At 70.9% G+C, this 14,485-nt stretch carries 12 protein-coding genes and 1 pseudogene; 4 read left to right on the top strand and 9 right to left on the bottom strand.

From position 1 onward, the window contains the following. The 7 genes and pseudogenes from KDK95_RS31050 to KDK95_RS31020 all read right to left on the bottom strand — a co-directional run. Nucleotides 1-256 (bottom strand): annotated as a pseudogene (locus KDK95_RS31050) (hypothetical protein); the annotation flags it as partial. Continuing rightward, entirely contained in the window at nt 253-801 is a 549-nt protein-coding gene (ftsL, locus tag KDK95_RS31045; RefSeq protein WP_212521903.1) for a cell division protein FtsL, read from the bottom strand. The gene ftsL and the pseudogene KDK95_RS31050, both read right to left, overlap by 4 nt. A 41-nt stretch (nt 802-842) precedes the next feature. Beyond that, the gene (gene rsmH, locus KDK95_RS31040) at nt 843-1,820 is read right to left on the bottom strand and encodes a 16S rRNA (cytosine(1402)-N(4))-methyltransferase RsmH (protein ID WP_372463416.1); all 978 of its coding nucleotides are present in this window, start codon (nt 1,818-1,820) and stop codon (nt 843-845) included. Nucleotides 1,821-1,877: 57 nt separating this feature from the next. Continuing rightward, nucleotides 1,878-2,915, bottom strand: a complete 1,038-nt coding sequence (locus KDK95_RS31035) for a LacI family DNA-binding transcriptional regulator (protein WP_249162164.1) — start codon at nt 2,913-2,915, stop codon at nt 1,878-1,880. Nucleotides 2,916-2,938: 23 nt separating this feature from the next. After that, nucleotides 2,939-3,811: a carbohydrate ABC transporter permease gene (locus KDK95_RS31030; RefSeq protein WP_212521901.1), complete on the bottom strand. Its 873-nt coding sequence runs from the start codon at nt 3,809-3,811 to the stop codon at nt 2,939-2,941. Between the two features lie 73 nt (nt 3,812-3,884). After that, on the bottom strand, nt 3,885-4,871 hold the full coding sequence (locus KDK95_RS31025) for a carbohydrate ABC transporter permease (protein ID WP_212521900.1): 987 nt from the start codon (nt 4,869-4,871) through the stop codon (nt 3,885-3,887). Next, the gene (locus KDK95_RS31020) at nt 4,868-6,169 is read right to left on the bottom strand and encodes an ABC transporter substrate-binding protein (protein ID WP_212521899.1); all 1,302 of its coding nucleotides are present in this window, start codon (nt 6,167-6,169) and stop codon (nt 4,868-4,870) included. The genes KDK95_RS31025 and KDK95_RS31020 overlap by 4 nt, the downstream gene beginning before the upstream one ends. Before the next feature lie 271 nt (nt 6,170-6,440). On the opposite strand from KDK95_RS31020, the gene KDK95_RS31015 reads away from it, so the two are divergent. Continuing rightward, on the top strand, nt 6,441-8,453 hold the full coding sequence (locus tag KDK95_RS31015) for a beta-galactosidase (RefSeq protein ID WP_212521898.1): 2,013 nt from the start codon (nt 6,441-6,443) through the stop codon (nt 8,451-8,453). A 74-nt stretch (nt 8,454-8,527) separates the two neighbouring features. On the opposite strand, the gene KDK95_RS31010 is transcribed toward KDK95_RS31015, so the two are convergent. Continuing rightward, nucleotides 8,528-10,165 (bottom strand): glycosyl hydrolase 53 family protein, encoded by a 1,638-nt coding sequence (locus KDK95_RS31010; protein WP_212521897.1) that lies wholly within the window; start codon nt 10,163-10,165, stop codon nt 8,528-8,530. A 240-nt stretch (nt 10,166-10,405) separates the two neighbouring features. On the opposite strand from KDK95_RS31010, the gene KDK95_RS31005 reads away from it, so the two are divergent. Beyond that, nucleotides 10,406-11,236, top strand: coding sequence for a MerR family transcriptional regulator (locus KDK95_RS31005; RefSeq protein WP_212521896.1), 831 nt, complete (start codon nt 10,406-10,408; stop codon nt 11,234-11,236). 216 nt (nt 11,237-11,452) lie between these two features. On the opposite strand, the gene mraZ is transcribed toward KDK95_RS31005, so the two are convergent. Next, nucleotides 11,453-11,926, bottom strand: coding sequence for a division/cell wall cluster transcriptional repressor MraZ (gene mraZ, locus KDK95_RS31000; RefSeq protein WP_212521895.1), 474 nt, complete (start codon nt 11,924-11,926; stop codon nt 11,453-11,455). A 323-nt stretch (nt 11,927-12,249) separates the two neighbouring features. Here mraZ and KDK95_RS30995 point away from each other — a divergent pair, with 323 nt between their 5' ends. Further along, on the top strand, nt 12,250-13,200 hold the full coding sequence (locus KDK95_RS30995) for an AAA family ATPase (RefSeq protein WP_372463415.1): 951 nt from the start codon (nt 12,250-12,252) through the stop codon (nt 13,198-13,200). Continuing rightward, a partial coding sequence (locus KDK95_RS37525) for a DUF58 domain-containing protein (protein WP_212521893.1) occupies nt 13,197-14,485 on the top strand: 1,289 nt, incomplete at its 3' end. The genes KDK95_RS30995 and KDK95_RS37525, both read left to right, overlap by 4 nt.

Here is a 14,485-nt window from a genome sequence, read left to right as displayed (position 1 = left end):
CGGCGATCGGCTGGCCGGACGCGTCGAGTATCGAGCCGCGGGTGGCGTACAGGGTGACGTCGGCGGTCCGGTCGGCGGCGGCCTTCGCGGCGTAGCCCCCGGCATCGGTCACCTGGAGCTGCACGAGGCGGCCGCCGTAGAGCGAGAAGACGAAGGCGAGGGCGAACATTCCGGCCCGGATACGCCGCTTCGGGCGGCCCAGCCGCAGCGTGGGGGCGGGTCGGCCGGCCGCCGGGCGCGGCGGTTGCTGGGTCATCGCGGGCTCCCGCCGGTGCTCGGGCTTGCGGAGGTGCCGGCCGTGCCGGTCGACGGGCTGCCGGCGGTCGCCGACGAACTCGCGCTCGACGTCGAGGTGGGCGTCGCGCTCGAGCCGGCGCTGGCCGTCGGCGTGGGAGTCGCCGTGGGAGTGGGCGTCGGGGACGGCGTCGGCGCGGGGGACGCCGTGCCCAGCACGGCTCCGGTCGTCGGGTTCAGGAAGGCCGGCTGCGGATTCGGCACGAGGCCCTGCGCCGCCGCCTGCGAGGCGAGGCTGGAGGGCGCGGAGAGCCCGGCCAGCTGCTGGGCCAGCTCCTGCTCGCTGTCCGTCAGCGAGGCCTGCTTCTGCTGTGCCTGCTGGATCCGCACGGAGTTGTCGTCCATGGCCGTGTTCAGCATCAGCAGCACGACCAGGCCGATGGTGAGCACTCCGAGCACCAGCAGCGCGAAGGGGATGGCCGAGCGGCGCCCGGCGAAACCCTCGATCACGGCCAGCCGGGGTCCGGTCGCCGTTCGGGGTGTTCGCTTCGCGGGTCGTTCAGCCATGACGGCCAGTATTGCGCACCTGTCTGAGTTGTGACGGAAGGTCAGCGAGCCAGCCGGGCCGCCACCGATCCCGTACGCACGCGTTCGGCCACCCGGAACTTGGCGGACGCCGCACGCGGATTGGCCTCGAGCTCTTCTTCGGTCGGCTCCTGCGCCCCGCGTGTCAGCAGCTTCAGGATCGGCTCGGTGCCGGGCGGCGCGATCGGCAGGCCGCGCGGCGCGGTGGATTCGGCGCCGGCCGCGAGCACCCGCTTGACCCAGCGGTCCTCCAGCGAGTGGTACGACAGCACCGCGATACGCCCGCCCACGGCCAGCGCGTCGACCGCCCGGGGGATGGCCCGGCCCAGCACCTCGAGTTCGCCGTTGACCTCGATCCGCAGCGCCTGGAACGCGCGCTTGGCCGGGTGGCCGCCGGTGCGCCGGGTGGCCGCCGGGATGGACTCGCGCACCAGCTCGGCGAGCTCCCCGGTCCGCTCGATCGGCGCCTTGGCCCGCCGGGCCGCGATCGCCTGGGCCACCCGCCGGGCGAAGCGCTCCTCGCCGTAGTCGCGCAGGATCCGGGTCAGGTCCTCGACCGGGTACGTGTTCACGACCTCGTGCGCGGTCAGCGGCGCGGTCTGGTCCATCCGCATGTCCAACGGCGCGTCGTACGCGTAGGCGAACCCGCGCTCGCGCATGTCCAGCTGCATCGAGGAGACGCCGAGGTCGAACAGGACCCCGTGCACCCGCTTGATCCCGCGCTCGGCCAGCACGTCCGGCAGCTCGTCGTACACCGCGTGCACGGCCTCGAAGCGCTCGCCGAACGGAGCCAGCCGCCGGCGGGAGCGCGCCAGCGCCTCCGGGTCGCGGTCGAGCCCGAGCAGGCGGGCCCTCGGGTACCGGGTGAGCAGCGCCTCGCTGTGTCCGCCGAGGCCGAGCGTGCAGTCCACCAGGACCGCGTTCTCCACCGCGTCGGCCGCGTCGAGGGCTTCCACGCACTCGGCGAGCATCACCGGGATATGCAGGTCGTTCACCCGCAGGAGTCTATTGGAGCGATCGGGGACCGGTGGCCGGGTCCCCGATCGCTCCCGGCGTGTTCAGGCCGTCTCCCGGATGACCAGCTCGGCGGGCAGTATCACCGCGGCCGGCTCCTGGCCGTCGAGCAGCGCGAGCAGCAGGCGGACCATCTCCTCGCAGATCCGCTTGAACGGCTGGCGGACGGTGGTCAGCGCGGGGATGGCCGACGTCGCCGAGGGCGAGTCGTCGAAGCCGACCACGGCCACGTCCCCCGGGATCGAGCGGCCGGCCCGGGCGAGGGCGTCCATCGCGCCGAGCGCCATCAGGTCGGAGGCGACGAACACGGCGTCGAGCTCCGGGTCCTGCTTGAGCAGCTTCTCCATCGCCAGCTGGCCGGAGATCCGGGTGTAGTCGCCGTGCGCGATCAGCTTCTGATCGAGCGCCAGGCCGGCCTCCTCGAGGCCGTCCTTGTAGCCCTTGAGGCGGTCCCGGCCGCCGGGGGTGTCCAGCGGGCCGGTCACGGTGGCGATCCGGCGCCGGCCGAGCCGGGCCAGGTGCGCGGTGGCGAGCCGGCCGCCCTCCGCCTCGTTGACCGCGACGTATGCGAGGTCGAACTCGTGGCCTATCGGCAGGCCGCAGGTGACGGCCGGGATGCCGAGCGAGGCGAGCCGGCTGACGACCGGGTTGCCGGCGTGCACCGAGAACAGCAGCGCGCCGTCGATGTGCCCGCCGGAGATGAAGCGCACCACCCGCTCGCGGTCCTGCTCGCTGTCCGCGATGGACAGCAGCAGCGGCATGTCGTGCTCGGCCAGCGCCTGGGTGCAGCCGCGCAGCAGGACCTGGAAGTTCGGGTCCTCGAAGAACTTCTCCTGCGGCTCGGAGAGGATGAAGGCCACCGAGCCCGACCGCTGGGTGACCAGCGAACGGGCGTGGGTGTTGACCACGTAGCCGGTCTGCTTGATCGCCTTGTTGACGGCGGCGAGCGCGGTCGGGGAGACGTTCACGCCGCCGTTGAGCACGCGGGAGACCGTGCCGCGGGACACGCCGGCGGCGGCCGCCACGTCCTCGATCGTCGGGCGCCTGCGCCCGTTGTCCACGACCACTCCCCGCTCCCCCATCCTCGACGGGCCGGTTTTCGGCCTCACTTTACAGATCCGGCGCCGAGATCGACCCGCCAGAAACGCTGCAGCAGGAAGAACAGCAGGATCAGCGGCAGGATGGACAGCAGCGAGCCGAGCAGCACGAGGGTGTAGAGCGCGGGCTGCGAGGTGCCGTCGTCCAGCAGCGTGAACAGGCCGACGGTCAGCGGGTACTTGTTCTCGCTGCTCAGCATGAGCCAGGGCAGCAGGAAGTTGTTCCAGATGGCGACGAACTGGAACAGGAAGATGGTCACCAGGCCCGGCGACATCATCGGGATGCCGATCCGCAGGAAGGTGCGCCACTCGCCGGAGCCGTCCATCCGCGCGGCCTCGAGGATCTCGTCCGGCACCGAGGCGCCGGCGTAGAGCCGCGCGAGGTAGATGCCGTACGGCGAGACGATCGAGGGGATCAGCACCGACCAGTAGGTGTCCGCGAGGCCGATCTTCGCGACGAGCAGGTACTGCGGGATCGCGAGGACGACCGCGGGCACCAGCATGCCGATGAGGATCATCGTGAACAGGAAGCCCTTGGCCCGGAAGCGGTACTTGGAGAATCCGTACCCGGCCAGCGCGGAGACGATCGCGGACAGGACCGCGCCGCCGCCCGCGTAGAGCGCGGTGTTGAGCATCCAGGTCCAGAACACCCCGCCCTGGTACGAGTTCAGCGCCCGCAGGTTGGCCCAGAACGAGCTGCCGGGCTGGAACGCGCCGTACGAGTCGAGCTGCGTGTTCGTCTTCGTCGCCGCGATGGCGACCCAGACGATCGGCAGCAGCGCGTAGGCGATGCCGAGCACGAGCACGCCGGTCGGCACGATCGAGGTGCGGCGCTTGCGGGTCGGGGCCATGCCCTGAGAGGCGATGGTCAATGCGCTCATACGTCCACCTCGCTGGCGCTCGGCGGCCGCATTCGCGGGCACACTGTGTCTATGGATGCGCTCGCAAGCTCGCTCATCTGGCCTCACCTCCGAAGATCTGGCGGTTGGTGATCCGCAGGACGGCGGCGGAGAGCACGAACATCATCACAGCGATGACGATGGACTCCGCGGCGCCGAGGTAGACGTTGTTCGCCGTGTACGTGTCCTGGTACACGGTCATCAGCGGGGTCCACGAGGTCGAGACGCCGCCGTAGGCGATCTGGTGCATCGCGTACGGCTCGTTGAACACCTGGAGCGTCGCGATCGTGGAGAAGATCGCGGTCATGATGACGGCCGGCCGGATCATCGGCAGCTTGATCCTGAGGGCGATCTTCCGCTCGTTGGCGCCGTCGAGGCGGGCCGCCTCGTAGACCTCCTGCGGCAGCGAGCGCAGCGCCGTGTAGAGCACCATCATGTTGAAGCCGGTGCCGCCCCAGACGCCGATGTTCGCCACGGACAGGAACACGATGCGCTGTCCGAAGAAGTTGATGCCCTGCATGCCGAACAGCGCGTGCAGCGTCGAGTTGATCGGCGAGAACCCGGGCAGGTACATCATGCCCCAGATCATCGAGCCGATCAGGGTCGGCACCGCGTAGGGCAGGAAGATCGCGAGCCGGCCGAAGCGCTGGAAGCGGACCCGCTGCGAGTCCAGGATCAGCGCGAACAGCGTGGCCAGGCCGAGCATGATCGGGATCAGGATGCAACCGTAGATCACCGCGCGCAGCACGCTCTGCCAGAACTCGCCGTCGCCGAACACGGTGGCGTAGTTGGAGAAGCCGGCCGAGACCTGCTGGCGCGCGCCCGGGCCGAGGCCTCGTCCGGAGACCTGCGTCTTCTGCGTGCTGAGGTAGACGGTGTAGCCGAGCGGCACCACGTAGACGGCGACGAACAGCAGCACCGCGGCGGCGATGAAGGTATACGGGGTGCGCCGCGGCGCCGGGTTCCAGCGATCGCGCGGGCGGGCCCGCCGCGTCCCGGAGAGGGACGCGGCGGGCTCGTGTACGGAGGTGACGGTCGTCATGAGCCGGAGACCGTGAACCCGTTGGCCTTCATGTCGGCGACCACGGCGGTCTGCAGGGCGGTCAGGCCCGCGAGGTAGCCGGACGCGGTCTTGACCGTGCTGGCGAACGCGTCGCTGAACTTGCTGTACGCGACGGGCACGTCAGGGCCCCAGGTCGCGGCGACAACCTGCGAGGAGTACTGCTTGGCCAGCGTGTAGAAGTCGCTCTGGGCCATGAACGTCTGAGCCGGCAGCGAGGAGCTGGACTCGGCGGTCAGCGAGGCCGGGTAGATCGAACCGTCGCTCACCAGCAGCGAGGTGCCCTGGGTGGAGTGGTTGAGCCAGGCGATGAACTCGGCGGCCTGCTGCGGGTGCTGGGAGTCGGAGGTCACCGAGGTGGCCGAGCCGCCCCACGCGCCGGAGACGTGCTGTCCGGCGGTCCACTGCGGCAGTTCCGCCATCGCCCAGTCGCCCGAGGTGTTCGCGGCCGAGGAGGACAGGTCGCCCGGCGCCCACACCGCGGAGATCCAGCTCGCGTACTCACCGGAGGAGAAGGACTTGTCCCACGCCGCGGTCCACGCGGTCTGCGAGTCGATCGCACCGGACTGCACCAGGTTGCCCCAATAGGAGGCGACCTTCTGGGAGGCGGCGGAGTCGATGCCGACCGACCAGCTGCTGCCGGAGGCGGACCACCACTGCGCGCCCGCCTGCTGCGTCAGGCCGGCGAACAGGCCCGCGTCCGTGCCGACGGTGTCGCCCATGTAGATGCTCGGGTCGTCCTTGTGCAGCTGCGCGGCCTCGGTCGCGTACTGCGCCCAGGTCGTCGGCACCGCCAGGTTGTACTTCTTGAATATGTCCTTGCGGTAGAAGAACGCCAGCGGCGCCGCGTCCTGCGGCACGCCGTAGAGCGCGCTGGTCCCGACCGTCACCTGGCTCCACAGCCCCGCGGGGTAGTCGCTCTGCAGGTTGTCGTCGTACTTGGAGATGTCGGCGAGGTAGTTGTTCGAGACCATCGTCGGCAGCGACTGGTACTCGATCTGCGCGATGTCCGGCATGTCCTTCGCCTTGCCCGCCGTCAGCAGCTTCGACAGCTCGGCGTCACCGCCCGCGGCCTCGGTGAACTTGATCTGGATGTCCGGGTGGGAGGCGTTCCACACGTTCACGATCTTCTGCATGTTCGGCACCCAGGACCAGAAGGTGAGTGTCACCTTCTCGTTCGAGGCCGACGCCGTCGGCGTGCCGCTGGAAGAGCAGCCCGCCACGAGCGCGGCGGCCGCGAAGGCGCAGGCCGCGGCCTTGGCGGAGCGAGGGAACTTCATCGTCCACTCCTGTCGGGGGAGGTGAGGGTGGGACTGCGCCGGTTCCGTGGGCTGTAACACGGAGCACACGGCGCGGAGGCTGTTGTGAACGCTCCCAGATTCGTGACAGAATCCCGTGATGTCAAGTGGTAGCCCGCCGCCGCACCGGTGAGCTACCGTTCTGTAATCATTTCGTGAGCGCTCCCAGTGCGCTGCTTCTGGGAGCGCTCACGAAGTGCCGGCGCAGGCTTGGCGCCGACCCGCCGCCGTCCCTGTTCAGCGAGGAACGCCCATGACAGACCACGTCCGACCGCTCGCCTACGGCGCGGACTACAACCCGGAACAGTGGCCCGAGGAGGTCTGGGCCGAGGACGCGCGGCTGATGCGCGAAGCCGGGGTCAACCTGGTCAGCCTCGGCATCTTCGCCTGGGGGCTGCTCGAGCCGGAGCCCGGCGTCTACGACTTCTCCTTGCTGGACAAGGTGATCCCGCTGCTGGCGGAGGCCGGCGTGGACGTGGATCTCGCCACCCCGACCGCCGCGCCGCCGAACTGGTTCCTGGCGGCGAATCCGCACGTGCGCCCGGTGATGGACGACGGCGTCGTACTCGGGGGCTCGTCGCGGCAGACGTACTGCCCGCACTCCCCCGAGTACCGCGAGGCGTGCATCCGCATCGCGTCCGTGCTGGCCGAGCGCTACGCGGCCCACCCCTCCGTGACCATGTGGCACGTGCACAACGAGTACGGCTCGCCGACCGGCGAGTGCTACTGCGACGTCTCCGCCGCGGCCTTCCGCGACTGGCTGCGTGCCAAGTACCGCACGCTCGACGCGCTCAACGAGGCGTGGACCGCGACGTTCTGGGGCCAGACGTACACCGCGTGGGAGCAGATCGACACTCCCAAGCGGACCCCGATGGCGGACGTGAACCCCGTGCACCGCCTCGATTTCCGGCGCTTCACCTCCGACACGACGCTGGAGCTGTACACCGCGCAGCGCGACGTGATCAAGGCGGCGCTGGCTTCCGTCGGCCGCGGCGACGTGCCGGTGACGACGAACTTCCAGCTGATCAACTGCAAGGCCCTCGACTTCTGGGCCTGGGCCCGCGAGGTCGACATCGCCGCGAACAACCACTATCTGACGGCGGAGGCGGCGGACAACCACATCGAGCTCGCGCTCTGCGCCGACTTCACCCGCTCGATGCGCCGCGGCGAGCCGTGGATCGTCATGGAGCACTCCACCGGCGCCGTGAGCTGGCAGCCGCGCAACATCGCCAAGCGCCCGGGTGAGATGCGTCGCAATACCCTGTCCCACATCGCACGCGGCGCGGACGGCGCGCTGTTCTTCCAGTGGCGCGCCTCGCGCGGCGGCGGCGAGAAGTTCCACTCCGCGATGCTCCCGCACGGCGGCACCGGCACCCGGATCTGGCGCGAGGTCGCGGAGCTCGGCGCCGATCTCCAGGCGCTGCGCGAGATCGAGGGCTCCCGGGTCGCGGCCGACGCGGCGCTGCTGTGGGACTGGGAGTCCTGGTGGGCCGTCGAGCAGGTCTTCCGTCCGTCCGTGGACCTGAACTTCAAGGAGCGCCAGCTCGCGTACTACGAGCAGCTGTGGCGGGCGCACGTCCAGGTCGACTTCGCGCACCCCGCGTCCGACCTGTCCGGCTACAAGCTCGTCGTCGTGCCGCAGATGTACCTCTGCCGCGAGCAATGGGCCAAGAACCTGCGCGACTACGTCACCGGCGGCGGCACCCTCGTGGTCAGCTACTTCTCCGGCATCGTGGACGAGGACGACGCCGTTCACCTCGGCGGCTACCCCGGCGTGCTGCGCGAGATGCTCGGCCTGAGCATCGGCGAATTCCTGCCGCTGCGCCTCGGCGAGCGCGCCGCGCTGACCATGACGGCCGAGTCCTATGGCACCGTCTGGTCCGAGGAGATCGAACTGCGGGGCGCCGAGGCGGTCCACAGCTTCGCAGACGGCCCTGCGGCCGGCGGACCTGCCGTGACGCGCAACCGGCTCGACGACGGCACGGTCTGGTACGTCGCCACCAGCCCCGATCCCGCCACCCTCCGCGAAATCCTGCGCGGCGCGGCGGCCGACGCCGGCGTGGCCTTCGACACCGCGAACCCCGACACGCTCGAAGTGGTCCGGCGGCAGTCGGCCGACGGGACGAGCTATCTGTTCGCCATCAACCACTCCGACTCCCCCGCACCGCTGAGCGCGGTCGGCCGCGACCTGCTCACCGGGACCCCGCACGCCGCCGGCGCCGACGTGCCCGGCGGCTCCGTCAAGGTGCTGAGGCTCGACGCCTAGGCTGCCGACATCGGCGACGACAGGGCCCGCCGGATCCTCTCGGATCCGGCGGGCCCTGTTTGCTGCGGTGAGCGTTACCGGGCGGCGAAGTCGTTGATCACCGACAGGCCGGTGTCCGAGTAGTTGAACATCGCCTGGTTCTCCCAGGCGTCCTGGGACGAGGAGTCGGTCGGGTCCCAGCCGTTGCCGGAGACGACGGTCCAGGTCGGCTCCCAGTAGAAGGCGCCGAGGCCGAGGCCGTTCGGCACCGCCTGGACGATGGACATGACGTCGCGGAAGTTCGACATCTGGCCGTACTCGCTCGCCGCGTAGCCGGGGTCGAGCTCGCTGGAGGTGTCGAAGGAGGGGGTGAGCGAGTCGCCGGAGGTCATCGTCCACGGGTACGCGGTCTCGGCGACGGCCACCTGCTTGCCGTACTTCGCCGCGAGCCCGTCGAGGTCAGTCTGGAGCACGTCGAGGCGGCCGTGCCAGTAGTCGTAGTAGGAGATGCCGATGACGTCGAAGGAGATGCCGTAGTTCACCGCGTTCGTGTACCAGGTCTCCAGCGTGGCCAGGTCGTCCGACGAGGACAGGTGCAGCATGATCTTCGACGAGGAGTCGGCCGCCTTGACGCCGGCGACGCCCTCCTTGAGCAGCGCCGCGAGCTGCGCCCAGTTCGAGGTCTCGCCGTCGGGCCAGAGCATGCCGGCGTTGATCTCGTTGCCCACCTGGACCATCGCGGGCGGCGTGCCCTGCGCGACCAGGTCGCCGACGATCTGCTTGGAGTAGTTGTAGACCTGCGTCTCGAGGGTGCTGAGGCTGTCCGACGCCCACGCGGCCGGCGTGGTCTGGTGGCCGGGGTCGGCCCAGGTGTCGGAGTAGTGCAGGTCGAGCAGGATCGGCAGACCGTAGGTCGTGTACGCCTGCTTCGCCATCGCCAGGAGCTGGGCCTCGTCGTCGAACCCGTTCGCCGGGTTGACCCAGACGCGCAGCCGGACGTAGTCCATGCCGGCCGCGGACAGGATCTGGAGCGCGTTCTCCTGGGTGCCGGAGCTCGTGTAGTACACGCCGCCGTCCGCCTCGCCGCGGTCGAGGCTGGAGACGTCGCCGCCGCGCACGGCGATCGGCGCCGAGCCGGCGGTGAAGGTGACGTCGTCGTAGTTCGTCCACGCGCCGGCCGCCGAGGCCGAGTGGAAGTCGATGTAGCAGGTGTTGCCGCTCACGTAGGTGTAGGTGACGATGTGCAGCCAGTCGCCGTCCTCGTCCACCGGGACGTACGTCTTCGGGGTCGAACTCCCGCAGCTGGACATCGTGACGTAGTTGCTGCCGCCGGTGTCGTCCGTGCGGACCCAGACCCCGAGCGTGTAGTAGCCCGGGGTGATGTTCGTGATCTCCTGATAGGTGTCCACCGTGTACGCGGAGGACGAGTAGTGCGTCAGCCGGTACGAGCCGGAGTGGCCCCCGGACTCGGTGTAAGAGGCCGAAGTCGTACCCGAGGCGGTCCAGCCGGTCGGGGTGGAGGTGCCGGTTCCGTTGCTCTCGAAGCCGGGGTTGGTCACCGTCGGGGTGGTCGTGGTGGCGTGCGCCGGGGCCTCGGCGGCGAAGGTGCCGGCGAGAGCGAGGGCGAGCGCGGCGAGCACCCGTCCGGTGCGGGATGCGGGATTGAGCTTGGAAGCGCTCCCATGCGGATTTCGGCGTATGCCGATCCGGCGGGAGTTCGGACGACGCGTCATTGCGGCTCCAGGGCGTGAGGGTATGAGCTGCGCGCGCTCGCATCGGCCGACGGCAAGCTGTCGGCCGATTGTCTTGGGAGCGCTCACAAACTCGGGCAGAGATGTTTCTAGCACGGCGGCGCACGCTTGTCGACGGCCCCCCGGGCGAGCCCGCTCGCCCCGCCCGGCGTTGACCTTGACCCTCGGGGAGGGCGCACAGTGGTCTGTGCCGGGCGAGCGTCCGGCACGAGGGGAGCCGTCATGAGCCTGATCAGCATCGGGGAGTTCGCGCAGGCCTCCCGGCTCTCGCCGAAGGCGCTGCGCCTCTACGACGAACTCGGCCTGCTGGTCCCGGCGCGGGTGGACGGATGCACCGGCTACCGCTGGTACGCGCCCGGGCAGCTGGAGCGCGCGCGGCTGGTTTCGGCGCTGCGCCGGATCGGCATGCCGCTGGCCCGGATCAAGCTGATCCTCGATCAGCCGCCCGAGACCGCGGCCGAGCAGGTCCGGGCGCACTGGTCCGCGACCGAGATCGAGCACGCGGCGCGCGGCGAGCTGGCGGGCCTCCTCGTGAACCGACTGCTGGGAGAGAGGTCCGCGATGTTCGAGGTCGAAGTCCGGCGGCTGCCGGAACGCAGGGTGCTGAGCATGATCCGCCGGGTCCACCAGGAGGAGCTGATCGAGCGGAGCAGGGAGCTGTTCATCCGTCCGTTCCAGCAGACGCGGTGGCCGCGGCCGCAGGGCGAGGGCTGGGCGCCGTTCATGGTCTTCCACGGGGAGGTCAGCTCGGACAGCGACGGGCCGGTCGAGTGGTGCCGGCCGGTGCCCGACGAGACCGCCGAGCAGATCGCCGCGCTGTTTCCCGGCTACGAGCTGAGCACCGATCCCGCGCACGAGGAGGCCTTCGTCAGGCAGCCGGAGACGGGTGCGTGGACCAGCGGCACGCAGGCCGAGCTGGCGTTGCAGGAGCTGCGGACGTGGGCGATCGAGCGGCGGCGCGAGCCGGCCGGGCCGGTGCGCATGGTGCTGGTCGCGAAGACGCCGTCGGACGCCGCCGGGCCGGACACGCAGTTCGCGGTGCCGCTGCGTTGAGCCCGTCGCGCGTCAGAATCGAAGCGTGGGAAACCGTCGTGGCCGACGGCCCGTCCGCTCTCAAGTGCTGGGAGCCGCGGTGCGGCTCGCGTGCGGTTGGCGCCGGGGAAGGTGCGTCAGCCGCGGGGAGCTTCGGGGCCGCCGGCCACGACGGCGGGTCTTGCGGTTCGGTGGTGACTGATGTGCTGGTTCGCCGGTGGTACGGCCGCGCTGTTCCTAGAAGCCCGAGCCCGAGAGCTCGGCCAGCACCTCCCCGGTCAGGTCGGCGAAGGCGGGCTCCTTCTCCTCGAGGTACCGGCCCCAGGCCGCGGCGTCCCAGATCTCGAAATGGGTGTCCGCGCCCACGACGGCGACCTCGCGGTCGAGCCCGGCGTAGTCCCGCAGGTGCCCGGGGATGCTGACCCGGCCCTGCCTGTCCATGGTCTGCTCGCTCGCACCCGCGTAGAGCACCCGCAGGTGATCGCGCACCGCCTTGGGCGAGACCAGGCCGTTGGCCGCGGGCAGCGCCCTGATCCGCTCGGCGAGCTCGGCGAAGCGGACCGCCGGCCACACCGTGAGACAGCGCTCCTGTCCCTTGGCGATCACCAGCCGCTCCGTTTCGTCCACCCGGGCCGCCTCCTCGCGCAGCCGCGCGGGCAGGATCAGCCTCGCCTTGTCGTCCAGCCGCGGCTGGAAGGTGCCGAGGAACACGGCGCACCTCCCGACCGCCCGGTGCGGGCACCGCCCGCCCCTTGAGAATCCGATGGAACCCGACAGGCCCCACTTTCCCCCACTCTACTCCACTACGCGCCCGCTGGGCCGTACGGAGGACGTCCGGAGGATGATCCGAGGGTGCCCCCGACGGGGGCCGGGACCGGCGAAGCCTTGCGCACAGTGCGCTCCCGTCGTGCACTATGTCCGTTGACACCCTTCCCGCCGGAAGGGACGCGCCACGCACACGAGGGGAGGGTCCGTTGCCAGGCACCGTCGGGCAGCAGGGACCGCAGGCACTCGACCGTACCCAGGTCGACTGGCTGGCCGGCACCGCGCACAGGATCCAGGAGCGCATCGAGACCGTCGTCGAGGGCAAGGCCGAGGTCGTGCGCCTCGCGCTGACCGTGCTCCTCGCCGAGGGCCACCTGCTGATCGAGGACGTGCCCGGCGTCGGCAAGACGCTGCTGGCCAAGGCCCTCGCGCGCTCGCTCGACTGCACGGTGCGGCGGATCCAGTTCACCCCCGACCTGCTGCCCTCCGACGTGACCGGCGTGACGGTCTACGACCAGCACCGCGGCGAGTTCGAGTTCAAGCCGGGCGCGGTGTTCGCGAACCTGGTGGTGGGCGACGAGATCAACCGCGCCTCGCCGAAGACCCAGTCCTCGCTGCTGGAGTGCATGGCCGAGCACCAGGTGACGGTGGACGGCACCACGTACCCGCTGGAGCCGCCGTTCATGGTGATCGCGACGCAGAACCCGGTGGAGATGGAGGGCACGTACCCGCTGCCCGAGGCGCAGCGCGACCGGTTCATGGCCCGGGTCGCGATGGGCTATCCGGGTCCCGCCGCGGAGCTGCGCATGCTCGAGGGCCACACGCAGACGAACCCGGTGGAGGACCTGCAGCCGGTGGCCGGCACCGCGGACGTGGTCAAGCTGATCGAGACGGTCCGGGCGGTCTACGTCTCGGACGAGGTCAAGCACTACGTGATCAACCTGGTCGGAGCCACCCGCGACCACCCGGACCTGCGGCTCGGCGCCTCGCCGCGCGCCTCGCTGCACCTGGTGCGCGCGGCCCGGGCGCACGCCGTGCTCGGCGGCCGCGGCTTCGTGCTGCCGGACGACATCAAGCAGCTCGCCGTCCCGGTCCTGGCGCACCGGCTGATCCCCACCGCAGAGGCCAGGATCGGGCGCCGGGACGCCCAGCAGATCGTCGCCGACCTGCTCGACCGGGTCCCGGTCGGACTCGCCGCGGGAGGAGCGCACCGGACGTGAGCGTCCGCAAGACTCTGCACACCTTCTCCAGCGGACTGACCGTGCGGGGCCGGGCCTTCCTGAGCGCGGGACTCACCTCGATCGTGGCGGCGATCGTGCTCGACTACCCGCCGCTGCTGCGGATCGGCGTGCTGCTCGCGGCGCTGCCGGTGGTCGCGGCGATCATCACCGGCTCCTCCCGCTACCGGATCTCCTGTCGCAGGGTCCTGCAGCCGGCCCGGGTGCCGGTGGGCGCGCCGGCGCAGGTGCACCTGCGGCTGCAGAACGCGGCACGGCTGCCGAGCAGCACGCTGCTGGTCGAGGACCGGCTGCCGTACACGCTCGGCTCGCGGCCGCGGTTCATCCTGCGCCGGATCGAGCCGAGCGGGCACCGCCGGGTGGCCTACCGCATCCGCTCGGAGAACCGCGGCCGCTTCGAGATCGGACCGCTGACGCTGCACAGCGCCGACCCGCTCGGCCTCTTCGAGCTGAGCCGTTCCTTCACCGCCCAGCACACGCTGACCGTGGTGCCGAAGGTGCAGCAGCTGACGTCGGGAACCTTCGGCGCGCTCTGGTCCGGCCGGGGCGAGGGGCACGCGGCGTACGCGGCGGCGGCCGGCGAGGAGGACATCGGCGTGCGCGAGTACCGGCACGGCGACGACCTGCGCCGGATCCACTGGCGGGCGACGGCGCACCACGGCGAGCTGATGGTCCGCCGGGAGGAGCGCACCTGGCACAGCCAGGCGACGATCCTGGTGGACAGCCGCGCGATCGCGCACCGCGGCACCGGGTCGAGCGCGTCGTACGAGTGGGCGGTCTCGGCGGCGGCCAGCGCGGCGGTGCACCTGCTGAACCAGGGCTACCACGTGCGCCTGTCCACGGGCGTCGGCGCGGGCCTGATCCCGGCCGAGGACCAGGACACCGTGCTCGACGCGCTGGCCGTGGTCAAGCCGGTCAACGTCTCGGCGCTGAACCTGGACGAGTGGTCCGGGGCCGCGTCGTTCTCCGGCAACGACCAGCTGGTGATCGCGTTCCTCGGCGAACTCGGCGCGGCCGACGCGCTGGAGCTGGCCCGGGCCAGGCCGGGAACGGCCGGCGGCCTGGCGTTCCTGCTGGAGACCGCGACCTGGTCCGGCCCGACCGCGCGGCCGATGGAGCGCAGGACCTACCAGGAGACCGGGCGGATCCTGCGGGCCGGCGGCTGGCAGGTGGTGCCGGTGCGCGCCTCGGACGACTTCGCCGATCTCTGGCACCTGGCCGGGCACCACGGCTTCGACGAGCTGCGCTCCCCCGCTGTGCTCGCCCC

The organism is Actinospica acidithermotolerans (genome assembly GCF_018139625.1).
In the GTDB taxonomy this organism is placed as follows: domain Bacteria; phylum Actinomycetota; class Actinomycetes; order Streptomycetales; family Catenulisporaceae; genus Actinospica; species Actinospica acidithermotolerans.
The sequence above is the reverse complement of the archived record's forward strand: the minus strand, read 5'-3'. Positions and strand labels throughout refer to the sequence as shown.